Raw genomic sequence first — 24,877 nt, 5'->3', positions numbered from 1 at the left:
CGGCAACGCAACTGCACCGACCACGCACCAGACCTCCCCCGCCCCCGATCCACAGCCGATCTTTAGTCGCCGACCAGGGTTGTCAAGGCACGCTTTCCCGCCTTGACAACCCTGCTCGGCGACTGAAACACAATCAGGCATCGGGGGCGGGGGGTGGTCACCCAAGGCGACCTTCCAGCGCCGTGAGGCGCTCTACGCCGCCTCACGACCCAAATGCTCCGCGAAGAAGGCCAACACGCGCCGCCAAGCATCCTCACTGGCCGCCCGGTCATAGCTCATCCCAGCAACCTTCAGCAACACGTTCACCGGCCCGTGGAACTGATTCGCAAAACTGTGCCCAACCCCCGGGTACTCCTTGACATCATGCGGCACCCCCCGAGCCGACAACTCCCGCTCCAGTTTCGCCGCCGCCCCACGCAAGGAAAAGTCCTTCTTCCCAAAGGAAGCCACCACAGGACAAGAACCATCCAAAACGGACAGATCCTTGGGCAACTGTCCGTAGTACGGCGCCGACGCGTCAAACCCGCGAGAGGCCGCCACCAGGGCGAACCCCCCACCCATGCAGAACCCGACGATCCCGACCCGACCAGTGCAATCAGACCTCGACGCCAGCAACGACCGCGCCGCGTCCAGGTCGTCGAACGCCCGCCCCTTCCCGGCCGCCAGCTCCTTGAACACCGACTTCACGCACCGCACGAGCCCGCCGCGCGAGTACATGTCCGGCGACAGCGCGACATAGCCGGCGGTGGCGAACCGGTCGGTGATGTTCTTCGCGTCCTGCGAGAGGCCGACCGCGTCGTGCACGATCACGACCCCCGGCCACGGCGGCTCGCCCGAGACCTCCCGCTGCGGGGTGGCCAGGTAACCGCGGATGGTTCCGTCTGCGACAGGAATGTCCATCCGTCGCAGGCTAGTCGATCGTGAACGGGTCGTACCTGATCTGATCGAGTGCCGTTCCGGCCACCAGCATCCGGGAAACCGTCGCGCGGATCATCGCGGGCGAACCGGACACCAGCACGTCGTGGCCGGGCCACGCGCCGTACCGCGTCACCACGTCGGCCAGCGTGCCCTGCTCGCCGCCGACCAGGCCCGGCCCGTTCTCCACCACCGGCGTCACCGTCAGCCACGGGTTGCAGGACGCGACCATCCGCAACCCCTCCAGCGCGTACAGGTCCTCGCGCGTCCGGCCGCCGTAGAACAGGTGCACCTTCGGGTTCTCGCCCCATTGGCCCAGCTCGTCGAGCATCGCCTGCATCGGCGCGACACCCGTGCCGCCCGCGACCATCAGCACGTCCCGGCCGCTCTCCCGGTCCACGCCCAGCGTGCCCAGCGGCGGCCCGAACCGCCACACGTCACCGGCCTGCGTGTGGCTGACGATCGCCCGGGACACCCAGCCACCCTCGATGGCGCGGATGTGGAACTCCAGCGAGCCGTCCGGGCGCGGCGCGTTCGCCGGCGACAGGTACCGCCACAACCGCGGCCGCTGCGGCACCTCGACGCTCAGGTACTGCCCCGGCCGGAACGGGATGTGCTGGTCCGGCTCCAGCCGCACCATCGCCAGGTCCCAGCTCAGCCGCCGGTGCTCGGCCACCCGCGCCGACCAGTTCGGCGGGTTCGTGTCGGTGGCCGCGGCCTCCTGCATCTGCCGGGCGATGATCGTGAACGCCTCCGCCCACGCGCGCTCGACCTCGTCCGTCCAGTCCGGCCCGAGCTGCGTCTTCATCGCCGCCAGCAACGCGGTGCCGACCGCCTCGTAGTGGTTCGGCACCACGCCGAACTTGCGGTGGTCGCGCCCGAGCTGCCGCAGGAACGGCACCAGGTCGTCGGGCTGGTCGACCATCTGCACGACGTGCACCAGCGCGCGCACCATGCGGTTGCGCTGGACCTCCATGTTGATCGGGAAGAAGTCCCGCGTCGCGGGCGCGAGGGTGAACAGCATCCCGTAGAAGAACTGCGTCACTTCGGGCAGGTACGGCTCCGCCTTGACCCAGGAGTCCCGGATCAGGCGCACCATCGCGGTGACGGCAGGGGGCGCCTCCCGGTGCACGGACCGGGGAACGGGGCTGACGGGGTCGGCTGTCATGGGTTCGGGGCTGCTCCGTGGTGCGCGTTCATGCTCGCCGTCGATTATTCATGAACACGCAATAGCAAGTGAGCGTGTGAAAAGATCATGAATAATCCACCCTACTCGGTTAATCGTAGCCAGCTAATGCGAACACGATCCGTCGCAGGGTAACCGCCTCCGCCGCAATCCTCGCGAAGTTGCTCCTTCCGGGTGGTTCGGAGATCCCCTCGATCAGTGGGACAAGTCACCAACTTAGATAGTTGTGGCATACAACTACCGCTTCTATAGTTGTATGTGACAACCAACCAGGAGGTGGGTCCATGGGGGACCGCGACGAGAAGGCCGTCCAGCTGATGCGCGAACTGCGCGCGGCCGGTCAGCTGCAGCACGCCTGGATCAACCAGTCCTGGCAGCGCGAGCACGACGGCCTGCACCCCGCGGCCGCCATGCTGCTGTCCGACCTCAACGCGCACGGCGAGAGCCGCCCGTCGGACCTCGCGAAGCGCAAGATGGTCGACATCTCGGTGATCAGCAGGCAGATCGCCCAGCTGACCGCCGCCGGACTGGTCGAGCGCAGGCCGGCGCCCGAGGACGGGCGCGCCAGCCTGATCAGCCTGTCCGAAGCCGGCCGCGCCGAGCTCGAGCGATGGCGACAGCTGCACATCGACTTCATCCGGCGTGCGCTCGCGGACTGGACCGACGACGAGGTCGAAGCACTCACCGCCCGGTTGACCCTGATGAACCAAGGACTGCGCGAGGCCCTCGGCCAGACGCCGGTCACCTGCCCGCCGGACCCGGCGGCGGAGAAGAGGAAGTGATCCCCGAAGTGAGCACGACAGCGAACCAGGAGGCGATGACGCCGCGCCAGGTCGGGCGCGCGTTCGTCGGCCTGCTCCTGGCACTGCTGGTCGCCGTGCTGTCCTCCACGATCGTCTCGAACGCACTCCCGACGATCCTGGCCGACCTCGACGGCTCGCAGAGCCAGTACACCTGGGTGGTCACCGCCACCCTGCTGGCGTCCACGGCGAGCACCCCGATCTGGGGCAAGCTGTCGGACCTGTTCAGCAAGAAGATGCTCTACCAGCTGTCGATCGTGATCTTCACGGTCGGCTCGGTGCTCGGCGGCATCTCCCAGTCCATGCCCGAGCTGATCGCGTTCCGCGCCGTCCAGGGCCTCGGCCTCGGCGGCATGCAGGCGCTGATCCAGGTCGTGATCGCGGCGATGATCTCGCCGCGGGAACGCGGCCGCTACAGCGGTTACATCGGCGCGGTGTTCGCGCTGGCGACCGTCGCGGGCCCGCTGCTCGGCGGCGTGATCGTCGACTCGCCGCTCGGCTGGCGCTGGAACTTCTGGATCACGGTTCCGGTCGCGGTGGCCGCGTTCATCGTGCTGGGCAAGACGCTGCACCTGCCGGTCCGCAAGCAGCAGGTGAAGATCGACTGGCTCGGCGCGACCCTGCTCGTCGGCGGCGTCTCGCTGCTGCTGATCTGGGTTTCGCTGGCGGGCGGCAGCTTCGCCTGGTGGTCCTGGTCGACCCTGTTCTACGTGCTCGGCGGTCTGGTCGCGCTGGCGCTGGCGGTGTTCGTCGAGTCGAAGGTGCCGGACCCGGTGGTGCCGCTGCGGCTCTTCCGCAACCGCACCTTCACGCTGGCGGTGATCGGCAGCCTGTCGGTCGGCACCGCGATGTTCGGCGGCGCGGTGTTCCTCGGGCAGTACTACCAGCTCGCCCGCGGCTACTCGCCGACGCACGCCGGGCTGATGACCATCCCGATGATGCTGGGGCTGTTCCTGTCCTCGACCGTCGCGGGTCAGGTCATCTCGCGCACCGGCAAGACCAAGGCATGGATGCTCGGCGGCGCGGTGCTGCTGGTCGCGAGCCTGTTCCTGCTCAGCACGATCGACCACCAGACCAACCTGGTGCTGATGGGCACCTACCTGGCGCTGCTCGGCCTCGGTGTCGGCGCGCTGATGCAGAACCTGGTGCTGGTCGTGCAGAACACCGTCGCGATGAAGGACATGGGTTCCTCGTCGTCGGTGGTCACCTTCTTCCGCACGCTGGGCGGTTCGGCCGGGGTGTCCGCGCTGGGCGCGCTGCTCGCGGCGAAGGTGAGCAGCCACGTGTCGAGCGCACTCGCCGCGATGGGCATCCAGGGCGGATCGGCCGGCGCGGGCAGCAGCCTGAACCTCGCCGCGCTGCCGGAGCCGTTCCAGTCGATCGTGCGGGCCGCCTACGGCGACAGCATCGGCTCGATCTTCTTCGCGGGCGGGATCATCGCGATCGCGACGCTGATCGCGGTGGTGTTCATCAAGGAGGTCCCGCTGCGCCGCAGCATCGACCTGACCGAGAGCACCGAGGCGACCGCGGCGCCGGTCACCGGCTCGGCGGTCCACGGCGTGGTCACCGGCCCGTCGGGCCGTCCGCTGGCCGGGGCCGCGCTGACGCTGACCGACTCGTCGGGGCAGCAGGTGGCGCGGACGCTGACCGCGGCCGACGGGACCTACCGGCTGCCTGCCCCACCGAACGCGATCTACCTGCTGATCACCTCGGCGGCCCGGTTCCAGCCGAGCGCCGTGATGGTCACGGTCGACGGGCAGCCGGTGCGCCGGGACGTCGAGATGAGCGGCGCCGGTGGCCTCAGCGGCGTGGTGCGGTCGAGCGCGGGCCAGCCGGTCGGCGGCGCGACGCTCGTGCTGACCGACGACCGGGGCGAGGTGGTGTCGTCGGTCGTCACCGGTGGCGACGGCTGGTACCACTTCGACGACGTGCCGGCTGGCGTCCACACGCTGACCGTCACGGCCGCCGGTCACCAGCCGGCCGCGGTGCCGCTGGCGACCACCGAGGGCGAGCAGGCCTCGCACGACATCGAACTCGGGCTCACCGCCCGACTCGGCGGAGTGGTCCGGGCGGGCCGGGACGACCGTCCGGTGGCCGAGGCCCAGGTGACGCTGCTCGACGCGGACGGCGAGGTGGTCGCGATGACGCTCACCGACGAGGCGGGCCGGTACTCCTTCACCGACCTCCCCGCGGGCGACTACACGGTCGTGACCAGCGGATATGCTCCGGTCGCCGCGCCGTTGGAAGTCGTCGCGGGCGCCCCGCTCTCGCGTGACGTGGAGCTGACGCACCCGCGCTGACCCACCGAACCCGCGAAGACCGCCTCAATCCCCCGGGAGGCGGTCTTCGTGCTTTTCCGGGGCAGCGTCACGGCACCGCGACGGGGGCGGCGGCACGCAGCGCCGCTTCGACCCGGCGGTTGCTGGTCATGGATGCCGTGACGGCCGTCATCGCCAGCAGGAGAACGGCAGCGGCGTAGAGGGGGGTGCGGACGTCGTAGGTGGTGGCCAGCCAACCGCCGACGAAGGCCCCGAGCGGGGCGGCGCACATGGCCAGCATCCGGGAGGTGGAGGCGACCCGGCCCATGAGGTGAGCCGGGACGATGGCCTGCCGGAGGGAGGGACCGAGCACCATCGTGGCGCCCATGCCGGCGCCGCAGACGGCCAGCGCCAGCCCGGCCAGATACGGGTTCGAAGCGGCGGCCAGGCCAAGGATGGCGAGCCCCTCGACGGCGGCCGTGCAGGTCAGCGCGGTGCCGGTGCCGAGTCGCCTGCCGAGGTGGGCGGCGATGGCGGCACCGAGCAGGCCGCCGGTGGCCTCCGCCGTGAGGAGCAGGCCGAAGCCGTAGGTGTCGATGCCGAGGCGGTCGTGCGCGAAGAGGGCGAGGACGGTCTCCACGGCGAGGAAGGCGACGTTCCCGACCGCCGGGCGAAGCGCGAGCCCGAGCAGCACCCGGTCCCGGAAGACGTACGAGGCCCCGGCCCGCGCCTGGCGGAGCAGCGACTCGCGGACCTCCGGCACGGGCCTGGGCATGGCCGGCAGCGTGCGCACGAGCAGTGCGGAGAGCAGGAACGACACCGCGTCGGCGAGCAGCGGGACGGCCCGCCCGAGCGCGAGCAGCGCACTGCCCGCGGGTGGCCCCGCGAAGCCGGACATGGCGGTCTGCGCGCCGCGCAGCCGGGAGTTGGCGCGTTCCAGGAGCGCGGGGTCGCGACGGAGCAGGTCCGGGAGATAGGCGGTGGCGGCGGTGTCGAAGAAGAGTCCGCCGAGGCCGAGCAGGAAGGCGATGGTCGCGAGCAGCGGGATGGACAGGACGTCGAACACCGCCGCCGTGGCGGGGACCGCGAGCAGCGCCGCGCGTGCCGCGTCCGCGACCCACATCGTGCGGCGCCGGTCCCAGCGGTCCACCAGCGCACCGCCAAGCACGCCGAAGAGCAGCCACGGCAGCGTCCCGGCAGCCGTGACGACGGCGAGCGCCATCGGCTCCCGCGTCAGCGTCAATGCGATGAGCGGCAGCGCGGCGTGCGTCACCCCGTCGCCGAGCGAGGAGATCGTCTGCGCGGTCCACAACCGGCCGAACCCGGCCGGCAACTTCTTCCGGACGTCCGAGGTCATCTGGCGCCTCCTTCGGTCTTGGCGCCCTGCGCCGGGTGGAACAGCGCGAAGACGAGCGAGGTGTCCGGCAGCGACGGATCGGACAGCTCCCGGTACTCGTCCGCCAGCGCGTTCAGCCGCGCGCCCAGCTCGGCGAACTGCTCGTCGGTGAGCCGCAGGTGCGCCATCCGCACGTGCCGCTCGCCGTCCGCGGGCGATGCCTCCAGGTCCGCCACCGCGTGCCGCATCAGCACGTCCGGCCCGCCCTCGCCCGGATCGGGCAGCTCGATGCTGCGCGCGGCCATCGCGTAATACCGCTCGACGACCCCCCGGACCTTGCGCGTCCGCACGACCTTCACCAGGCCGGCCTTTTCCAGCAGCCGCACGTGGTAGCTCGAACTCCCCTTCGCGAGACCGACCCGTTCGGCGATCTGGGTGATCGTCGCCGGCTCGAAGCGGAGCACGGCCATGATCCGGTGGCGCGTCAGGTTGGACACGGCGCGCAGCTGTTCGTCGGTGGTGACGCGGAACGTCTCGAGTTGATCGTCGTCAGGCATGTGAGCAATGGTCAACGTTTCTTGACCATTCCGCAAGGAGAAAAATCAGGGTTGAGCGGAACACGCTCAAGTTTGTTGACGTTGTAGATGTCGAGGGACCTGGAGGAAGGTCTCCGGCAGGCATGCGACATGGAGTGTGGGATGGACGCTTTCAACCCGACGACGAAGACCCAGCAGGCGATCTCGTCGGCGGCGCAGGCGGCGACCGTGGCGGGCAACCCCAGCGTCACCGCCGCACACCTGCTCGGCGCGCTGCTGGCGCAGGGCGACGGGCTGGCCGGCCCGCTGCTGACGGCGGTCGGCGCCGATCCGCGGCAGGTGCACAAGGAGCTGGAGCCGATCACGCAGGGGCTGCCCTCGGCGACCGGCGCGACCGTGTCCACTCCGCAGTTCGACCCGCCCGCGGTGAAGTCGCTGACGCACGCCCAGAAGCTCGCGACCGAGCTCGGTGACGAGTACGTCTCCACCGAGCACCTGATGGTCGGCCTCGCCGCGGAGGGCGGCCAGGTGGCGGACCTGCTCAAGCGGCACGGCGCCACCCCGGACGCGCTGCGCGAGGCGTTCACCAAGGTGCGCGGCTCGGCCCGCATCACCAGTCCGGACCCCGAGGGCACGTTCAAGGCGCTGGAGAAGTACGGCGTCGACCTGACCGACCGCGCCCGCAAGGGCGAGCTGGACCCGGTGATCGGCCGCGACGCGGAGATCCGCCGCGTGGTCCAGGTGCTGTCCCGGCGCACGAAGAACAACCCGGTGCTGATCGGCGAGCCGGGCGTCGGCAAGACCGCGATCGTCGAGGGGCTGGCCCAGCGGATCGTGGCCGGTGACGTGCCGGAGTCGTTGCGCGGCAAGCGGGTCGTGGCGCTGGACCTGGGTTCGATGGTCGCCGGCGCGAAGTACCGCGGTGAGTTCGAGGAGCGGCTGAAGGCCGTCCTGAAGGAGATCACCGAGTCGGCGGGCCAGGTCATCACGTTCATCGACGAGCTGCACACCATCGTCGGCGCGGGCGCGACCGGTGAGGGTGCGATGGACGCGGGCAACATGATCAAGCCGATGCTCGCCCGCGGTGAGCTGCGCATGGTCGGCGCGACGACGCTCGACGAGTACCGCCAGCACATCGAGAAGGACGCGGCCCTGGAGCGGCGCTTCCAGCAGGTGCTGGTCGGCGAGCCGTCGGTCGAGGACACCATCGGCATCCTGCGTGGCCTCAAGGAGCGCTACGAGGTGCACCACGGTGTCCGCATCACCGACGCCGCGCTGGTGTCGGCCGCGACGCTGTCCGACCGCTACATCACCGCGCGCTTCCTCCCGGACAAGGCGATCGACCTGGTGGACGAGGCCGCCTCCCGGCTGCGCATGGAGATCGACTCCCGCCCCGTCGAGATCGACGAGGTCGAGCGCGCCGTGCGCCGCCTGGAGATCGAGGAGATGGCGCTGTCCAAGGAGGAGGACCCGGCCTCGATCGAGCGGCTGGCCGCCCTGCGCGCCGAGCTGGCGGAGAAGCGCGAGGAGCTGTCCGCGCTGACCGCCCGGTGGCAGAACGAGAAGGGCTCGATCGAAAAGGTCCGCGAGCTGAAGGAGCAGCTGGAGCAGCTGCGTGGCGAGGCCGACCGGGCCGAGCGCGACGCCGACCTCGGCCGCGCCGCCGAGCTGCGCTACGGCAAGATCCCGGCGCTGGAGAAGGAGCTGGAGGCGGCCCAGCGCAACACCGCGACCAGCTCGTCCGGCGCCGACGTCATGCTCAAGGAAGAGGTCGGCGCCGACGACGTGGCCGACGTCGTCTCCGCCTGGACCGGCATCCCGGCCGGCCGCCTGCTCGAAGGCGAGACCGGCAAGCTGCTCCGCATGGAGGAGGAGCTGGGCAAGCGGGTCGTTGGGCAGCGCGAGGCGGTGCAGGCGGTGTCGGACGCGGTGCGGCGCACCCGCGCCGGAGTCGCGGACCCGGACCGGCCGACCGGCTCGTTCCTGTTCCTCGGCCCGACCGGCGTCGGCAAGACCGAGCTGGCCAAGGCGCTGGCGGAGTTCCTGTTCGACGACGAGCGCGCGATGACCCGCATCGACATGAGCGAGTACAGCGAGAAGCACAGCGTCGCGCGGCTGGTCGGCGCTCCCCCGGGGTACGTCGGCTACGACCAGGGCGGCCAGCTGACCGAGGCCGTCCGGCGGCGGCCGTACTCGGTGGTGCTGCTGGACGAGGTCGAGAAGGCGCACCCGGACGTGTTCGACGTGCTGCTGCAGGTGCTCGACGACGGGCGGCTGACCGACGGCCAGGGCCGCACGGTCGACTTCCGCAACACGATCCTGATCCTGACCTCGAACCTGGGTTCGCAGGCGATCGCGGACGCCTCACTGGACGAGCAGCAGCGGCGGGACGCGGTGCTGTCCACGGTGCAGCGGCACTTCAAGCCGGAGTTCCTGAACCGGCTGGACGACATCGTGGTGTTCCACTCGCTCGACACCGAGCAGCTGACGTCCATTGTGGACATCCAGGTGGCGAAGCTGGCCGCCCGGCTGGCCCAGCGCCGCCTGACGCTGGACGTCACCCCCGGCGCCCGCGACTGGCTCGCGCTGAACGGGTTCGACCCGATCTACGGCGCCCGTCCGCTGCGCAGGCTGGTGCAGTCGGCGATCGGCGACCAGCTGGCGAAGAAGCTGCTGGCCGGCGAGGTCCGGGACGGCGACACGGTCCGGGTGGACGTGCCGGACCTGAACGCGGGCGACACGCTCGTGGTCACCCGGGCGGACTAACGGGTTGCGACACGGGCCGCTGACCTTGGTTCAGCGGCCCGGCGCGCTACCCTCACCCTCGTGGGTATTCCGGCGTGGGTCTGGTTCGTCATCGCCGCCGTCGCACTGGTGGCGGGGCTGCTGCTGCTCGCCGTCGACCGGACCAGGGAGGGCTCCCGTAACCGGGAGCGGATGCGCTGGTCCGACCTGCGCGGATGGCAGTTCGTCGAGGAGGACGAGCGGCTCGTCCGGCAGTGGTCCGGCGGGGCGCTCGGGTACTTCCGCGCCGAGACGGCGGTCAACGTCGTCGTCGGCTCCACCTTCACCGCCGACGGCCGCCGCCCGGTGTTCGTGTTCGACATCGAGGCCGACGGCCAGATCCCGGCGGTCGTGGTCGCCGTGCGCTGCAACCGCGTGCACCCGGTGCTCGTCGAGCTGTGGCTGGCCAGCGTGCCGTTCCAGCGCGCGGACATGCCGGAGCTGCTCGGCCCGGTGGGCCAGCGCTACGCGTTCGCCGACGACCCCGAAGGCGCCCGCGCGGTCATCACCCAGGAACTCGTGGACGCCGCCGACGCGCTCGGCGGCGACGTCGGCGTGGCGTGGCTGGAGAACGAGTGGGTGCTCGCCAGCGTCGCGCCGCAGGCCGGGCCGTCCCGGCTGGAGCGGCTGCTCCGCGACCTCGGCGAGATCGCCGACATCGTGGACCCGTTCGACGAGGAGTACCCCGCGGCGGGCCGCCACTGGCAGCCCGGTCAGTCCGAGCAGCCGGGCCTGAGCACGCCGCCGCCGAGCGGGCCCGCCCAGTGAGCACCGCCCTCGTCACCGGCGCGACCGCCGGGATCGGCGCCGCGTTCGCCCGCCGGCTCGCCGAGGAGGGCTACGACCTGGTCCTCGTCGCCCGCAACGCGGAGCGGCTGGAAGCGCTTGCCGGCGAGCTGTCGCGGCGGCACCGGATCAAGGCGGTCGCGTTGCCCGCGGACCTCGCGTCGGCGGAGGGCCGGGCGGCTGTCGAAGCGCGGCTGGCCGCGGAGCCGGTCGACATGCTGGTCAACAACGCCGGGTTCGGCCTGGCCGGCGAGTTCTGGACCGCGCCGGTGGACGAGCTGCAGGCGCAGCTTGACGTGAACGTGACCGCCGTGCTGCGGCTGACCCGGGCGGCCCTGCCCGGGATGATCGAGCGCGGCCGCGGCGACATCATCAACGTGTCCAGCGTGGCCGGTTTCTTCTCCGGCCGCGGCTCGACGTACACAGCGAGCAAGAACTGGGTCACCTCGTTCACCGAGGGCATCGCGGCGGCGCTGCCTGCGGGCATTCGGATGACCGCGCTGTGCCCGGGGTTCACCGAGACCGAGTTCCACGAGCGAGCCGGGCTGGAGAAGCCGGGGCCGAAGGCGTTCTGGCTCAAGGCCGACCGGGTGGTCGCCGAGGGCCTGGCCGACCTGCGGCGCGGGAAGGTCATCTCCATCCCGTCGCCCCAGTACAAGGCGATCGTCGCCATCGGCGGGCTGCTGCCGCGCGGCCTGCTGCGCCGGATCTCCAGCCTCGTCGCGGGGCGCGACCGCACCTGACCCGGTGTTCTCGGCGCGCGTAGTCCTCGACCGCCGGGGCGGTCGCGATCGGCACCGCGGGCACCGGGGCCGTGCCGGCCAACTCCGCGCCCGTCGTGCGCCGGGTGCGGTGATCGCGTTCGGCGGGATCCAGGACTGCACCGTCCAGTTCCCCGATGTGCCCCAGGACGCGCTTCGCCGCGTTGCCGTGGACGGCGCGTGCGCGGCCCTGGGGCTCGGTACCTGACCCGCTTCACAGGCTGCGCGCGTTGATGTCGCCGTAGTCCGTGGTGGCGCGGATGGTGAGGCCGGCGTGCCCGCTGTTGCGGAGCGAGTTGTGGATCCGGCCGAAGCTGGTGCCCGCGTCCAGCGAAGCGGAAACCCCCGCGGCGGCGCCCACCGACACGTCACCGGCCTCGGTGCGGAGCACGACCTCGCCGCGTTCGGCCTCGGCGATGCGGATGTCGCCCTTGCGGGTGGTGATCCGCGCGGGCCCGGTCAAGCGGCCGACCGTGACGTCACCCGCCTGCGTCTCGACCCGGACGGCCGCCGCCTCGTCGAGTTCGATCTCGCCGTGCGCGCCCTCGACGGTGACCTCGCCGAGCCGCCCGGTGCCACGCAGCTCGACACTGGCGCCCGTCGCCTCGACGCTGGATCCTGCAGGCAGCTGGACCGTCACCGCGATGAAACCGGAGCTGCCGAGGATCTGGTTCCCGGCCGGGGCGGCGATCCGCAGCACGCCATCGGTGTAGGCCACAGTGGTCTGCTCGGCGGCCCGCACGTCACGCCTCTTCGCGGCGTCCGCCGGCCGGACCTCGACGGTGGTGTCGGCCCGGTCGGCGGCCACGAAACGGATGCTCCCGGCGGGGATGTCGGCGAAGGCGGCGATCGGGGCCGGGGTGTGGAAGTTCTGCATCGTGCTCTCCTGTGCTCGTTGTTCCTGCTGTTGAGGACAACTCTCGCCGGGAGCGCTGACACCGGGCCGTCACCGCGCTGACGCCGCCGCTGACACCTACGCGAACTTCTCCGCCACGGCGCGTATCGAGGCCTCCGACCAGGTGAGCTCACCAGACCGGAGCGCCGCCAGCAGGCAGTCGACCCACTTCAGCTCCGCCTCGCGAACGGCGATCGAGTACTCCTCGTCCAGGAGGAACAGGCGCGGGAGGCCGGGAACCGCCTGGAGTGCCGCGCGGTCGGCCGCCAGCGAGGTGGACAGCTCGGCCGCACGGTCGGACAGCCGGGCAAGCGCCTCCTCCGGGGTCAGGACCATGAGGGTGGCGAGCGCTGCCGGGAACTCCGGGAACTCGCGCGCCGGGCTGCCGAGCATCTCGGCGGTCCAGTCGCGGAGGGCCGACCGGCCGGCGTCGGTGATCTCGTAGACGGTGCGCTCGGGACGGCGCTCGTCGCGCTCGGTCTCCCGGACGGCGATCAGCTCTGCGCGCAACAGGCGGTCGATGGTCTGATACACGCTGTTGCGCTGCGCAACGTTCGCGATCCGGTCCTTGCCGCGCTCCTTGATCAGCTCGCGCATGCGGTACGGGTGCATGGGCTGCTCGGCCAGCAGGGAGAGCAGCACGAGTGCCAGCACGGACCGCCGATGAATGCTCCTCGCCACGCCCACGACCTTAACCGCCGCCTTGACTTGATAGTCATGAAATGTATAGTCATTTTATGACTATCAACGCACTGGTGATCGTCGGCGGCATCGCCGGTCCGGTCACCGCGATGGCACTGCAGCGGGCCGGCATCGAGGCGACCGTCTACGAGGCGTACAACCGTGGCGCGGACGGCGTCGGAGCGTTCCTGACCCTGGCGGTCAACGGCATCGCGGCGCTCGGCGCCCTCGACCTGCAGGCGGTGGTGCGCGACAAGGGGTTCGCGACCACGAGAATGTCCATCGGCATGGGCGGGAAGCCCATAGCCGAGTTCGGCTTCGGCGCGGCGTTGCCCGACGGGACCGGCACGCAGACCATCAGGCGGGCCGATCTCTACGACTCGCTGCGCGACGAGGCGGTGCGGCGTGGCGTGCCGACCGAGTACGGCAAGCGGCTGGTCGCCGCCACCCCGGAGGGCGGCGGCGTGACGGCCACCTTCGCCGACGGCAGCACCGCGCACGCCGACCTGCTGATCGGCGCCGACGGTCTGCGCTCGACCGTACGCACGATCATCGATCCCGGGGCGCCGCCGCCACGGTACGTGCCCTTGCTCAACACCGGGGGCTACGCCAGGGGGCTGCGGCTCGACGTCGAGCCCGGCGAGATGCACATGGTGTTCGGGCGCGGCTGCTTCTACTCCTACATCGTCCACCCCGACGGCGACGTGTGGTGGTTCGCGAACCCGCGCCAGCCTCGGGAGCAGGCACGCGAAGAACTGGCCGCCGTCACCGCGGACGAGTGGCGCGCCCGGCTCCTCGACCTCTTCGCCGAAGAGGACGGTCCCGCCCGCGATCTCGTGACCGCCACCGACGAGATCTTCGCGGGCTGGAACACCTACGACTTCCCGAAGGTGCCGGTCTGGCACCGGAACCGCATGATCATCGTCGGCGACGCGGCGCACGCCACCTCACCTGCTTCCGGCCAGGGCGCGTCGATGGCCATCGAAGACGCGGTCGTGCTGGCGAAGTGCCTGCGCGACGCCGGCGACGTGCCCGACGCGTTCACCACGTACGAATCCCTGCGCCGCCACCGGGTGGAACGCGTGGTGGCGCAGGGCAAGCGCAACGGCGACGGCAAGACACTCGGTCCTGTGATGCGGCACCTGCTCCCGCTGCTGTTCAAGCTGCACCGGCCTGGACCGGAAGCAATGGCCTGGTTGTACGGATACCGCATCGACTGGGACTCGCCGGTCAGCCCATGCTCTTCTGGCCGTCCAGGGACTCGCGGATGATGTCGGCGTGGCCGGAGTGCTGGGCGGTCTCGGCGACGATGTGCATGAGCACGCGCCGGTTCGACCACTCCTTGTCGGTGAACCACGGCGCCTTCGGCAGCTCGTGGCTCGCGCTCAGGTCGACGGTGGCGACCAGCCCGTCGGTGCGGCGCGCGACCGCTTCGTACTCCGCGATCACGCCGGCCAGCGTCTCGTCCGGAAGCAGCTTGAACTCGTCCTCCCGCTGCTTGAAGTCCTCCTCGGTCATCTCCTCGAAGTTCGGCATCGCGGAGGCGCCCTCGACGATGAAGTTCGCCCAGCCCCGCTCGGTCGCGGTCACGTGCTTGATCAGCCCGCCGAGGCACAGCTCGCTCGCCGTGGTGCGCTGCCGGGCCTGGTCGTCGGTCAGGCCGCGGGTGGTGAAGGTCAGGAAGAAGCGGTGCTTGGCCAGCATGGCCAGCAGGTCCGCGCGCTCGCCGGTGACGGTCTCGGTGGAGGTCATTTCGGAGTCCCTTCGTCGTCGTTGAGACCAAGGTAGAACCCCTTGCGGCCACTTTTTGACCGCAATTGCGGGAGAATCGGGAACATGGCGAACACGAGCTCGCGGACGCTGCGGTTGCTGTCGCTGCTGCAGACCCACCGGTACTGGCCGGGCAGCGAATTGGCCGAGCGGCTGGGCGTTTCACCGCGCACCCTGCGCCGGGACATCGACCGGCTGCGCGAGCTGGGTTACCCGGTGGAGGCGCAGCGCGGTGTCGACGGCGGCTACCAGCTCGCGGCGGGCGCGTCGCTGCCGCCGCTCGTGGTGGACGACGAAGAGGCGGTGGCGCTGACCGTCGGGCTCCAGACGGCCGCGCAGAGTTCGGTCGACGGCATCGCGGAGTCGTCGGTGCGGGTGCTGGCGAAGGTGGTGCAGGTGATGCCGGCCCGGCTGCGCAGGCGGGTGGACGCGCTGCGGGCGATGACCGTGCCCGCCACCTGGCCGGGAGCGTCGGCGCCCCGGATCGACCCCGGCCTGCTCACCACGATCGCGCTGGCCTGCCGGGACAGCGAACGCATCCGCTTCGGCTACACCGACGCCGGGGGCCGCGAGTCCGAGCGGGAGGTCGAGCCGCTGCGGCTGGTCCCGCTCGGGCGGCAGTGGTACCTGGTCGCCTACGACCTCACCCGGCACGCGTGGCGCAACTTCCGCATCGACCGGATCACCGATCCACGCGGCACCGGCGCCCGGTTCCGGCCACGCGAACTGCCCACCGCCGACGCCGCCGAGTTCGTCCGCAGCTCGCTCGGCGCGTTGCCGCAGCCGTATGAGGTGGAGGTCCTCGTCGAGGTGCCGGCGGCGGTGGCGCGCGAGCGGATCGGCCGGTGGGGCACGGTCGAGGAGGTCGACGCCGGCCGGTGCCGGGTGCGGATGACGACCGCCTCCCTGGACTGGCCCGCGCTGGCGCTCGGTTCGCTGTGCGCGGAGTTCCGCGTGGTCAGGCCGCCCGAGCTGCGTGATCAGCTGCGCGAGTGGGCAGGCCGGTTCAGCCGGGCCTGATCGCCGCGGCGGGCGTGCACGAAGACCGTCAGCGTCGCGGCCAGGAACACGACCTGCATGAGCGTGCGCGGGACGATCTGGTCGTCCCACGCGGTGAGCACACCGCTCTGCACCGCGTACACGTTCGCCGGGAACATCAGCACGAGCATGGCGGTCAGCCCGGCCGCGGCCCACGGGGCGGTGCGCGGCCACAGCACGCCGACGGCGCCGGCGAGTTCCAGGACGCCGGTGACGGTCACCAGCAGGGCGGGCGCGGGCAGCGCGGGCGGGACCATGTCGATGAGCTGCTGCCGCATGCCCACGAAGTGCGAGATGCCGGTCGCGGTGAACATCGCGGCGACGCCGCCGCGCACGGCCATCGGCCACGGTCTGAGCCACCGGACCCCGGCCGCGCCGGCGAGCGCGAGGACCAGCGTGACGACGATCAGGATGATGAGCGGTGCCATGGGGTCTCCTCCATATCTTGTCAGTGACAAGATTGCTCCCGCGCTCGCATCTTGTCAATGGAAAGATATGCTGGTGGCATGGCTGAGCGTTCCTACCACCACGGCGACCTGCGGCGCGCGATCCTCGACGCGGCCGCCGAAACGATCAGCGAGCACGGCGTCGCGGCCCTGAGCCTGCGCGAGGTGGCGCGACGGGCCGGCGTCTCGCACGCGGCGCCGGTGCACCACTTCCGCGACAAGGCGGGCGTGGTGACCGCCCTGGCGACCGAGGGGTACGACCTGCTGGCCGACGCCCTCGTCGCGGCGCGGGACCAGGGACTGGTGGAGATCGGCGTCGCGTACGTGCGGTTCGCGGTGGGGCACCGCGCGCACTTCGACGTGATGTTCCGGCCGGACCTGCACCACGCGGACGACGCGGACCTGCTGGCGGCGCGGCAACGGGCGTGGGCCGTGATGGCGGACGCGGTGTCGGAGGGGAAGCTGGCGCAGGTCGCGGCGTGGTCGATCGTGCACGGATTCGCGACGCTGTGCCTCAGCGGCGCGATGCCGGCCGAGGTGACCGGTGATTTGGAGGCATCCGCGCGGGCGGTTGCGGAGATGCTGACACCCGGGGGTGCGGGCCGGTGACCCGGGGGCGCCGGGCGCGGGGGCCGCGGCGGACTGTCCGCGCGAGCCGGGAGCCGAATCCCGGGGGCCGCAGAGCGGGCGGGGCTTCAGTCCGGTAGCCGCGCGCCCTGGCGCTGCAGTTCCTCCCGCACCGCGGCAGTACTCACGGCACCCCGGGCGCTGAGCGCCGCCGCCACCCCGGCGGCGTGGCCGGTCGCGAAGGCGGTTCCCATGGCCCGCAAGGAAGCGCCCGCACCACGGTCACCGTCGACGGTCCGGCCCGCGCAGAACAGGTTCGGCGTGTTCCGGCTCCACAGCACACCGAGCGGGATGCCGTAGTAGCCGGGCTCGCCGATGAACCGCCACTCCGACGGCACACCCACCCCCGGGTGGTACTCGATCGGCCACGCGCCGATCGCCACCGCGTCGTCCGCGGGGGCAGGCGACAGCACGTCCTTCTCGGTCAGCTGGACCCGGCCGACCAGGTGCCGCGACTCGCGCGTGCCCAGTTCCGGGCCGGTGCTGACGATGTAGGCGTCCGCGCATCCCGGCAGCGTCCGGATCACCCGCAGGTACGCCGCGGCCTGCCGTCGCGCGCTGCGTTCGGCGCGGCTCGTGTCCGCGGCGTCGCGCGCGTCGTAGCCCTCGTCCGCCAGGTACGTGATCAGGTCACCGGACACCGGCATCCGTGCGATCAACCCGGATTCCGCCGTCAGACCGGGCAAACCACGAGCCTTCGCCGCCCGGACGGCCTCGCGCACCGCTTCCCGCGAGACCTCGGCGTTCGCCGCGATGCCACCGAACCGCACGCCCAGCGTGCCGTTCTGCACCCAGCCGTCGTTGCCGTACCGCACCTCCGCGCCCGCGTGCTGCGCCAGGTCGGCCTCACCGGTGGCGTCCACGAACACGTCCGCGGAGTACTCGTGCACCCCGGCGTGGTCGGCCACCCGCACCGTCCGAACGCGATCGTCCACTCTGGACGCGTCCAGCAGGTGCGAGTGCAGCAGCACGTCCACCCCGGCGGCGTCGCACAGGTCGTCGGCGACCCGTTTCACCGCTTCCGGGTCGAACACCACCGCCACCGCGGTGAAGCGCGTCGGCTCGCTCACGGCGCCCAGCTCGCGCAGCCCGTCGAGCATCTCGCCGGCGACGCCGAAGACCACCTGCTCGCGATCCTCCCGCGTGAACAACCCGCAGTACGTCACCACGTTCCGCAGCGTCGCCGCCCCGCCGAGGCACGGCCCGCGCTCGATCAGCAGCGTCCTGGCCCCGGCCCGCCGCGCGCCGACCGCCGCGGCGATCCCGGCGGAACCGCCACCGGCGACGATCACGTCGTAGTTCACACAGCCTCCTTCTCGCGATCCGGCGCCGGCTGCTGTTCGCGGACGCCGAGCGTGAGCAGCGCTCCCACGAGCGGGCCTGCGGCCAGCGTGGCGAACGCCGCGAAGAACGAATGGGTCGCCTGGAAGACCGCGCCCAGCACCACCGGCACGACCGTGCTGCCGAGCTGCCAGAACGCGTTGGTCGCACCGGCCGCCGAACCGGCCAGGCCGACCCCCGCGATGCGCGGGATCATCGCGACCATCAGCGGGCTGTAGACGTAGGCCGCGACGCCGAGGAACGGCGCCACCCACAGGAAACCGGTCAGGCTGTCCCGCGTCCCGAACACCAGCAGCGCCACCACGAACGCGCCGAGCACGACGACGGTCAGCGCCTTCCGCCTGCCGCCGAGCAGGTCGGACACGAACCCGATGCACGGCTTGGCCGCGATGGCGGCGATCCCGAAGATCGCGACCACCCCGCCTGCCTGCACCCCGGTCAGCCCGCTGCCCTTGACCATCAGCGCGTTGGACCAGGTGATGAACCCGTAGGTACCCCACAGCCCGCCGAACCCGGCCAGCCCGAGCAGCCACAGATCGCGCGAGCGGGCCAGCGGGCGCAGGTCCGGCACCGCGCGTTCGGCCGCATCCTCGGTGCGGGTCCGCACCAGGAGCAGGCACAGGACCGCGATGACCATCGAGGCGCCGCCGAACACGTGGTACGACGTCTGCCACCCGGCGGACTCGAGCAGGCGCGGCACGACCGCGTTGGCGATCACCGTGCCGAGCGAGGTCGCGGTCATGAACACGCCCATCGCGAACCCGCGGTCCTTCGGCGTGAACCACTGCGCGATCAGCTTCACGCCCGCCGAGTAGTCACAGCCGGCGAAGATCCCGACCGCAGCCTGGAACGCGATGCCGACCGGCACCGAGTCGGTCTCGCCGAACAGGATCATGAACCCGCCCGCGAGGAACAGCGACGCGCCCATCACGACCCGCGCGCCCAGCCAGTCGGTGAGGACGCCGCCCGCCGCGTTCGAGATCACGTAGCCGACGTAGTAGCCGGTGGCGAAGACGCCGAGCCCGGCGAGCGAGACCCCCAGGTGCTCGCCCACCGCGACCGACGCCGGTCCCCACGTCGACCGGTCCACCGACGTCATCGTGAACGCGGCCCAGGACAGCACCAGCACCACCCAGCGGTACGGGTCCCGACCGGGAGTTCGACTCATCGTTGAGCGTCCCTTCTCCATTGATGTCCTGCCTGAGAGGCAGGGAGTAGTACACGTGCCTTGACACGCCCCTGTCCAATGCCGGTTAATCAGCCCAGCCATGCCTCACAGGCAGGGGAGGAGCGCGTGGAGCTGCGTCACCTGCGGTACTTCGTCGCCGTCGCGACCGAGGGCTCGCTCACCCGTGCGGCGGAACGGCTGCACCTCACCCAGCCGTCGCTGAGCCGTCAGATCCGGCAGCTCGAACGGGACATCGGGGCGCCGCTGCTGGAGCGCGGGGCGACGGGCACGACGCTCACGCCGGCCGGCGCCGCGCTGCACGCGCACGCGGTGCTGCTGCTGCGACTGGCGGACGCCACCAGAGAGACGACGCACGCCGCCGCCGGCCGGTCCCGCGAGGTGGTCGGCATCGGCATCCCGCCCGGGCTGTCCGCGGACTGGCTGCTGGACACGCTGGCCGCGCTCGATGCGGCGGTCCCGCACGCGGCGGTCGCCCTCACCGAGGCGAGCAGCACCGAGCAGCTCCGGATGGTCCGCGAGGGCAGGCTCGACCTGGGCCTGGTGCACGAGCAGCCGGTCGGCAGCCTGCGGGGCGCGCGGCTGTTCGACCAGCCCTTCGGGGTCGCCGTCCGGCCCGGGCACCCGCTGGCCGACGGCCCGGCGTGCCGGCTGCGGGACCTGGACGGGGTGCGGATCCTCGCCCACGGGAGGCAGCAGGTGCCGGTCGCACACGACCGCCTGGTCGTCGCGGCGCACGACGCGGGTGTGGTGCCGCTGTGGCAGTTCGCGCAGTTCTCCGAGCACGCGCGGGCGTGCGCGGAGGCGACCAAGTCGGACGCCGTGCTGCTGACCGAGCACTCCGCGACGCGCCTGCTGCCGGGCTGGCCGTGGCGGCCGGTGGTGGACCCGGCGCTGGAGCTGGTGACGTGGCTGGTGTGGCCGCCCTCGACGCGCACCGTGGTGGACGAGGTGGCGCGCACGATCAGCACCCACTGAGGGCGACACGCCCGGCTGCTCGCCACCAGGTCGAGCGCCTCGTTGATCTCCACGGCCCGCACGTTGGCCGTCGAGGGCGCGGGCCTGTCGTGGTCGTGTGTAAGACTTCCGGGCGTGGCGAACCCCGGGTTGGATCAGGCAGCGAAGTTCGAACTGGCACGTCTCATCACCGAGCTGTCGGTGGTGCACGGCAAGGTGACGCTGGCCTCCGGCAAGGAGGCCGACTACTACATCGACCTGCGGCGGGCCACGCTGCACCACGCGGCGGCCCCCCTCATCGGCCGGCTCATGCGGCAGCTCACGGCGGACTGGGACTACGTGGCGGTGGGCGGCCTCACGCTCGGCGCGGACCCGGTCGCGACCGCGATGCTGCACTCGGCGTCGGCGGACGGGAAGGTCCTCGACGCGTTCGTGGTGCGCAAGGCCACGAAGTCGCACGGCATGCAGCGCCGCATCGAGGGCATCGAGGTCGCCGGGCAGCGGGTGCTCGCCGTGGAGGACACCTCGACCACCGGCGGCAGCGTGCTGACCGCCGTGGAGGCGCTCACCGAGGCCGGCGCGACCGTGGTCGGCGTGGCGACGGTCGTCGATCGCGGCACCGGCGCGCGTGAGGCCATCGAGAAGGAAGGCCTCACCTACCGGTATCTGCTGGACCTCGACGACTTGGGCCTGTAGCCGATTCACGCCGCCCCCTAGGGGTAAACCCCGAAGTGATCTCCGGAATTCGAGTCGACATTCCTGCCTTGATCAGGAGTAACCTCGATACCAGGGGAATCGCGGGAAGGGGGCGGCGTGACGATCGCGGGAGTTCTGGCCGACATAACGGTCGGATTACACATTCTGGCTCTGCTTTACATCGGCCTCGGCGGGTTTCTCGCATGGCGGTGGCCGCGCAGCATTTTCGTGCACGTGTTCTTCGCCATCTGGGGTGTGGCGGTCAACGTCTTCCCGATCCCCTGCCCGCTGACGGCGCTGGAGGACTACTTCCGCGGCCTGCAGGGCCTGGGCCCGCTGCCGGGCGGCTTCAACGCCTACTACATCTACGACACGGTGTTCCCGCGCTCGATGCTGCCGGTGGTCGCCGCGGTCGCGCTGGCGCTGGTGGTCTTCTCCTACGCGGGCGCGTACCTGCGCTGGAAGCACCGTGAGCACCCGTCGCCGCACGCGATGCCGCAGGCCTAGGACACAATCCTCCGTGTGGTCATCCTCCTGATCCTGCTCGGCATCCTGCTCTGCGGCCTGGTCGCGGGGCTGGTCATGCGCCCACGCGCACGGGCCGCGCAGGACGCCTTCGCCGACGGGGTGCAAGCGCTTGCCGCACGCACCGGGTGGCGGCCCGACCACGCGCCGCTGCCGCCGCTGCAGTCGACGTTCGTGACGCTCAACGACGTGCTCGGGTCGAGCAACCACCACGGCATCGCGGTGAACCTGCAACTGGCCGGAAACTGGCGCGGCGTCCCGGTGCGCGTCCTCCAGTTGCGCTACCGCACCGAGTACGTCTCGACGACGCGCGCCGCCACCATGGTCCTCGTGCCACGGCCGGTGCCCGGGCCGTCGCTGACCGTGCGGCCCGGCGACGCCGCGGCGCACCTCCCGCCGGAGGTCGCGCAGCGGATCACCACCCAGACCCTGTTCTTCACCGGCGAGCACCTCGCGGCCGTGTTCCCCGGCGAGATGACCCAGCAGGACCTCACCACCGCGACCGCGGACCTGCTCGCCGACCTGTCCGGGGCCCGCCGATGAGCGAGGAGACCGGCCCGACCGAGTGGACCGCACGCGAACCGGTCGGCGTCGGCCCGTGGGAGGGCGAGTGGCCCACCGGTGCGCACTACGACCCGGAGCTGCTGGCCGAGGGCGACCGCCGCAACGTCGTGGACGCCTACCGGTACTGGCGGCGCGAGGCGATCGTCGCCGACATCGACCGCCGACGGCACCCGTTCCACGTCGCGATCGAGAACTTCCAGCACGACCACAACATCGGCACCGTGGTGCGCACCGCGAACGCCTTCGCCGCGGCCGCCGTGCACATCGTCGGGCGGCGGCGCTGGAACCGGCGCGGCGCGATGGTCACCGACCGGTACCAGCACCTCGAGCACCACCCGGACGTGCCGTCACTGCTGACCTACGCGCGCGACCGCGGCCTGGCGATCGTCGCCGTGGACAACACCCCCGGCTCGCAGCGCGTGGAAACCGCCGAGCTGCCACGGGAATGCGTGCTGCTGTTCGGCCAGGAAGGCCCCGGCCTGTCCGCCGAGGCGCACGACGCGGCGGCGATGGTCGTGTCGATCGCGCAGTTCGGGTCGACCCGCTCGATCAACGCCGGGGTCGCCGCCGGCATCGTGATGCACGCCTGGATCAGGCAGCACGCGGACCTGTCGGCGGCCTGGTAGGCGTCACCTCGACCGGGATCCCGTTCAGCACAGCGGTTCCGGACAGCGCGTCCAGCAGGGTCTCGTCGGCCACCAGGTTGCTGTTCACGCCCGCGTGCGCCGCGGCGACCGCGGTCTGCGTGCCCGGCCCGCCGTGGCCCCAGCCGTGCGGGATGCTGACCACGCCGGGCCGGATCTCCTCGGTGATCTCGACCGGCACCTCGATCTTGCCTGCCTTGGAGCTGACCAGCGCCGGTTCCCCGTCGGCCAGTCCGAGCCGCTCCGCGTCGGCCGGGTGGACCTGCACGGTGCACCGGTTCTTGCCGCGCACCAACGGTTCCAGGTTGTGCATCCACGAGTTGTTCGACGACAGCTGCCGTCGCCCGATGAGCACCAGCTCGCCGTCCGGCACGTGCGCGAGCTCCGCGGCAAGGCGCGGCACGTCGGCGGTGATGGCCTCCGGCGCCAGCTCGACCTTCCCGCTCGCGGTCGACAGGATCTCCGGCAGGCGTGGGCGAAGCGGCCCGAGGTCCACGCCGTGCGGGGCGGCTTCGAGGTCCGCCAGGGTCAGGTCGTACGGCCCGGCGCGCAGCATCAGGTCGATCAGCCGCGCCGGCCCGCGGCGGTCCCCCGCGACGGCCGGGTCGAGCCCGGCGCGCTGCGCGATCTGGCCCGCCACGAACGCGTCCAGCGCTTCGATGTCCGGATCCGGGCCCTGCCCGGTGACGATGCTGGTGAGCCGCAGCATGGTCGCCCACTCCGGCGGCAGGTCGCTCGTCAGCGCGGCCGGGGTCCAGTTCGCCACGTTGCGCACGGCCAGCTGGTACAGCGCGACGTCGTAGTGCTCCCGTTCCAGCGGGGTGGGGCCGGGCAGGATCACGTCGGCGTGCCGGGTCGTCTCGTTGCGGTAGATGTCCAGCGACACCATGAAGTCCAGCCGCGCCAGGGCTTCCGCGAGCCGTCCGGCGTTCGGGGTGCTCAGGCACGGGTTGCCGCTGACCGTGATCAGCGCGCGGACCTGGCCGTCGCCTGGCGTGAGGATCTCGTCGGCCAGCGTCGCGACCGGCACCTCGCCCAGCACCTCCGGCAGCCCCCGCACCCGGGTCCGCCAGCGGCCGTGCCGGAACGGCCTGCGCTTGCCGGGCGCGCTGTTCGCTTGTCCCGCGGCGGCGAGCGGGAACATCACGCCGCCGGGGCGGTCCAGGTTGCCGGTGAGGACGTTGAGCACGTCGACCAGCCAGCTGGCGAGGGTGCCGAACGCCTGCGTGGTGGTGCCGATCCGGCCGTAGACCGCGGCGGACTCGGCGGCGGCGAGCTCACGGGCCATCCGGCGGATTTCGCCGGCCGGGATGCCGGTGACCGGCGCGACCGCTTCGGGGGTGAAGTCACGGGACAGTTCGCCGACGTCCGCGACACCCGTGACGTGCCCGGCGAGGTGACCCAGGTCGGTCAGATTCTCCGCGAACAGGACGTTGACCAGCGCGAACAGCAGGAGCGCGTCGGTGCCAGGGCGAATCGTGTGGTGCTCGTCGGCGACCTGCGCGGTGCGGGTCCGGCGCGGGTCGACCACGACCACCTTGCCGCCGCGCTCGCGGATCGCCCTGAGCCGGCCGCGCATGTCCGGCGCGGTCATCAGGCTGCCGTTAGAGACCAGCGGGTTCGCGCCGAGCACCAGCAGGTGCTGGGTGCGGTCGACGTCCGGCACCGGGATCGTCATGCCGTCGCCGAACAGGTAGCCGCTGGAGTAGTGCTTGGGCAGCTGGTCGACGCTGCCCGCGGTGTAGAAGTTCTTGGTGCCCAGCGCCTTGAAGAAGACGCGGCCGTAGAGCGAAGTCGACAGGTTGTGCACGCTCGGGTTGCCCGCGTACACGGCGACGGCGTCGCGGCCGTGCGCCTCCATGATCGGCAGCAGGCGGGTGTCGATCTCGGCGAACGCCTCGTCCCAGGAAACCGGGACGTGCTTGCCGTCGCGCTTGACGAGCGGGGTGCGCAGGCGGTCGGGGTCGTGGTGCAGCGCGCCCAGCGACGCGCCCTTGGGGCAGATGAAGCCGCCGGAGAAGACGTCCTCGGCGTCCCCGCGCACCTCGGTGACCTGGCTGCCGTCGAAGGTGACCGTCAGGCCGCAGGTGGCCTCGCAGAGCGGACATGTGACATGCGCCGTTGTCATCCCCTGATCGTCGACGG

Annotated in this window: 24 protein-coding genes; 13 read left to right on the top strand and 11 right to left on the bottom strand. The window is 71.5% G+C overall.

The genetic code is table 11. The annotated features are described in order from the left end of the window. Positions 1-192: 192 nt before the first annotated feature. Positions 193-900 carry a dienelactone hydrolase family protein gene (locus tag AMYTH_RS0130420; protein ID WP_027933418.1) on the bottom strand — a complete coding sequence of 236 codons (708 nt, stop codon included), beginning with the start codon at positions 898-900 and terminating at the stop codon, positions 193-195. A 10-nt stretch (positions 901-910) separates the two neighbouring features. Continuing rightward, positions 911-2,083 (bottom strand): globin domain-containing protein, encoded by a 1,173-nt coding sequence (locus tag AMYTH_RS0130415; RefSeq protein WP_209440801.1) that lies wholly within the window; start codon positions 2,081-2,083, stop codon positions 911-913. A 302-nt stretch (positions 2,084-2,385) separates the two neighbouring features. On the opposite strand from AMYTH_RS0130415, the gene AMYTH_RS0130410 reads away from it, so the two are divergent. Together AMYTH_RS0130410 and AMYTH_RS0130405 are read left to right on the top strand one after the other, a co-directional pair. After that, the gene (locus tag AMYTH_RS0130410; protein ID WP_027933416.1) at positions 2,386-2,883 is read left to right on the top strand and encodes a MarR family winged helix-turn-helix transcriptional regulator; all 498 of its coding nucleotides are present in this window, start codon (positions 2,386-2,388) and stop codon (positions 2,881-2,883) included. Between the two features lie 35 nt (positions 2,884-2,918). Next, positions 2,919-5,201 carry an MFS transporter gene (locus tag AMYTH_RS0130405; protein WP_228685326.1) on the top strand — a complete coding sequence of 761 codons (2,283 nt, stop codon included), beginning with the start codon at positions 2,919-2,921 and terminating at the stop codon, positions 5,199-5,201. Between the two features lie 67 nt (positions 5,202-5,268). Here the strand turns inward: AMYTH_RS0130405 and AMYTH_RS0130400 are convergent, their stop codons facing one another. Together AMYTH_RS0130400 and AMYTH_RS0130395 are read right to left on the bottom strand one after the other, a co-directional pair. Continuing rightward, a complete protein-coding gene (locus tag AMYTH_RS0130400; RefSeq protein ID WP_209440800.1) occupies positions 5,269-6,516 on the bottom strand; it encodes an MFS transporter in 1,248 nt (415 codons plus the stop codon). Beyond that, on the bottom strand, positions 6,513-7,052 hold the full coding sequence (locus AMYTH_RS0130395) for an ArsR/SmtB family transcription factor (RefSeq protein ID WP_027933413.1): 540 nt from the start codon (positions 7,050-7,052) through the stop codon (positions 6,513-6,515). The genes AMYTH_RS0130400 and AMYTH_RS0130395 overlap by 4 nt, the downstream gene beginning before the upstream one ends. A gap of 141 nt (positions 7,053-7,193) precedes the next feature. Between AMYTH_RS0130395 and clpB the strand changes: the two genes are divergently transcribed. The 3 genes from clpB to AMYTH_RS0130380 are packed head-to-tail and all read left to right on the top strand — an operon-like array spanning position 7,194 to position 11,344. Further along, positions 7,194-9,797 (top strand): ATP-dependent chaperone ClpB, encoded by a 2,604-nt coding sequence (gene clpB, locus AMYTH_RS0130390; RefSeq protein ID WP_027933412.1) that lies wholly within the window; start codon positions 7,194-7,196, stop codon positions 9,795-9,797. A gap of 60 nt (positions 9,798-9,857) precedes the next feature. Next, the gene (locus tag AMYTH_RS0130385) at positions 9,858-10,583 is read left to right on the top strand and encodes a type III secretion system chaperone family protein (RefSeq protein WP_017985663.1); all 726 of its coding nucleotides are present in this window, start codon (positions 9,858-9,860) and stop codon (positions 10,581-10,583) included. Further along, a complete protein-coding gene (locus AMYTH_RS0130380) occupies positions 10,580-11,344 on the top strand; it encodes an SDR family NAD(P)-dependent oxidoreductase (RefSeq protein ID WP_027933411.1) in 765 nt (254 codons plus the stop codon). Before AMYTH_RS0130385 ends, AMYTH_RS0130380 begins: the two co-directional genes overlap by 4 nt. 232 nt (positions 11,345-11,576) lie before the next feature. Here AMYTH_RS0130380 and AMYTH_RS0130370 read toward each other — a convergent pair whose 3' ends face one another. Next, on the bottom strand, positions 11,577-12,239 hold the full coding sequence (locus AMYTH_RS0130370; RefSeq protein ID WP_027933410.1) for a DUF4097 family beta strand repeat-containing protein: 663 nt from the start codon (positions 12,237-12,239) through the stop codon (positions 11,577-11,579). A 96-nt stretch (positions 12,240-12,335) separates the two neighbouring features. Continuing rightward, positions 12,336-12,938, bottom strand: a complete 603-nt coding sequence (locus AMYTH_RS0130365) for a PadR family transcriptional regulator (protein ID WP_027933409.1) — start codon at positions 12,936-12,938, stop codon at positions 12,336-12,338. 56 nt (positions 12,939-12,994) lie between these two features. On the opposite strand from AMYTH_RS0130365, the gene AMYTH_RS0130360 reads away from it, so the two are divergent. Further along, positions 12,995-14,209, top strand: a complete 1,215-nt coding sequence (locus tag AMYTH_RS0130360; RefSeq protein ID WP_027933408.1) for an FAD-dependent oxidoreductase — start codon at positions 12,995-12,997, stop codon at positions 14,207-14,209. Here AMYTH_RS0130360 and AMYTH_RS0130355 read toward each other — a convergent pair. Next, a complete protein-coding gene (locus tag AMYTH_RS0130355; protein WP_027933407.1) occupies positions 14,169-14,690 on the bottom strand; it encodes a DinB family protein in 522 nt (173 codons plus the stop codon). The genes AMYTH_RS0130360 and AMYTH_RS0130355 overlap by 41 nt on opposite strands. 84 nt (positions 14,691-14,774) lie before the next feature. Here AMYTH_RS0130355 and AMYTH_RS0130350 point away from each other — a divergent pair, with 84 nt between their 5' ends. Next, a complete protein-coding gene (locus tag AMYTH_RS0130350; protein ID WP_027933406.1) occupies positions 14,775-15,728 on the top strand; it encodes a helix-turn-helix transcriptional regulator in 954 nt (317 codons plus the stop codon). On the opposite strand, the gene AMYTH_RS0130345 is transcribed toward AMYTH_RS0130350, so the two are convergent. After that, a complete protein-coding gene (locus AMYTH_RS0130345; protein ID WP_027933405.1) occupies positions 15,689-16,174 on the bottom strand; it encodes a DoxX family protein in 486 nt (161 codons plus the stop codon). The genes AMYTH_RS0130350 and AMYTH_RS0130345 overlap by 40 nt on opposite strands. Positions 16,175-16,252: 78 nt before the next feature. Between AMYTH_RS0130345 and AMYTH_RS0130340 the strand changes: the two genes are divergently transcribed. After that, entirely contained in the window at positions 16,253-16,801 is a 549-nt protein-coding gene (locus tag AMYTH_RS0130340; RefSeq protein ID WP_027933404.1) for a TetR/AcrR family transcriptional regulator, read from the top strand. Positions 16,802-16,887: 86 nt separating this feature from the next. On the opposite strand, the gene AMYTH_RS0130335 is transcribed toward AMYTH_RS0130340, so the two are convergent. Together AMYTH_RS0130335 and AMYTH_RS0130330 are read right to left on the bottom strand one after the other, a co-directional pair. After that, positions 16,888-18,123, bottom strand: a complete 1,236-nt coding sequence (locus AMYTH_RS0130335; RefSeq protein ID WP_027933403.1) for an FAD-dependent oxidoreductase — start codon at positions 18,121-18,123, stop codon at positions 16,888-16,890. Further along, positions 18,120-19,328, bottom strand: coding sequence for an MFS transporter (locus AMYTH_RS0130330; RefSeq protein ID WP_228685017.1), 1,209 nt, complete (start codon positions 19,326-19,328; stop codon positions 18,120-18,122). Before AMYTH_RS0130330 ends, AMYTH_RS0130335 begins: the two co-directional genes overlap by 4 nt. A gap of 126 nt (positions 19,329-19,454) precedes the next feature. Here AMYTH_RS0130330 and AMYTH_RS0130325 point away from each other — a divergent pair, with 126 nt between their 5' ends. The 5 genes from AMYTH_RS0130325 to AMYTH_RS0130305 all read left to right on the top strand — a co-directional run bounded on the left by AMYTH_RS0130325 (position 19,455) and on the right by AMYTH_RS0130305 (position 22,714). Beyond that, positions 19,455-20,324, top strand: a complete 870-nt coding sequence (locus AMYTH_RS0130325) for a LysR family transcriptional regulator (protein WP_027933401.1) — start codon at positions 19,455-19,457, stop codon at positions 20,322-20,324. A 114-nt stretch (positions 20,325-20,438) separates the two neighbouring features. Continuing rightward, positions 20,439-20,999: an orotate phosphoribosyltransferase gene (gene pyrE, locus AMYTH_RS0130320; protein WP_017985675.1), complete on the top strand. Its 561-nt coding sequence runs from the start codon at positions 20,439-20,441 to the stop codon at positions 20,997-20,999. Between the two features lie 123 nt (positions 21,000-21,122). Further along, positions 21,123-21,506, top strand: coding sequence for a DUF2784 domain-containing protein (locus AMYTH_RS0130315; protein ID WP_027933400.1), 384 nt, complete (start codon positions 21,123-21,125; stop codon positions 21,504-21,506). Positions 21,507-21,521: 15 nt separating this feature from the next. After that, the gene (locus AMYTH_RS0130310; protein ID WP_027933399.1) at positions 21,522-22,067 is read left to right on the top strand and encodes a hypothetical protein; all 546 of its coding nucleotides are present in this window, start codon (positions 21,522-21,524) and stop codon (positions 22,065-22,067) included. Continuing rightward, entirely contained in the window at positions 22,064-22,714 is a 651-nt protein-coding gene (locus AMYTH_RS0130305; protein WP_027933398.1) for a TrmH family RNA methyltransferase, read from the top strand. Before AMYTH_RS0130310 ends, AMYTH_RS0130305 begins: the two co-directional genes overlap by 4 nt. Here AMYTH_RS0130305 and AMYTH_RS0130300 read toward each other — a convergent pair. Continuing rightward, entirely contained in the window at positions 22,680-24,860 is a 2,181-nt protein-coding gene (locus AMYTH_RS0130300) for a molybdopterin-dependent oxidoreductase (RefSeq protein WP_027933397.1), read from the bottom strand. The two genes, AMYTH_RS0130305 and AMYTH_RS0130300, sit on opposite strands and share 35 nt — an antisense overlap. Positions 24,861-24,877: the final 17 nt, after the last annotated feature.

The sequence above is a fragment of the Amycolatopsis thermoflava N1165 genome (assembly GCF_000473265.1).
GTDB lineage: Bacteria > Actinomycetota > Actinomycetes > Mycobacteriales > Pseudonocardiaceae > Amycolatopsis_E > Amycolatopsis_E thermoflava.
The sequence above is the reverse complement of the archived record's forward strand: the minus strand, read 5'-3'. Positions and strand labels throughout refer to the sequence as shown.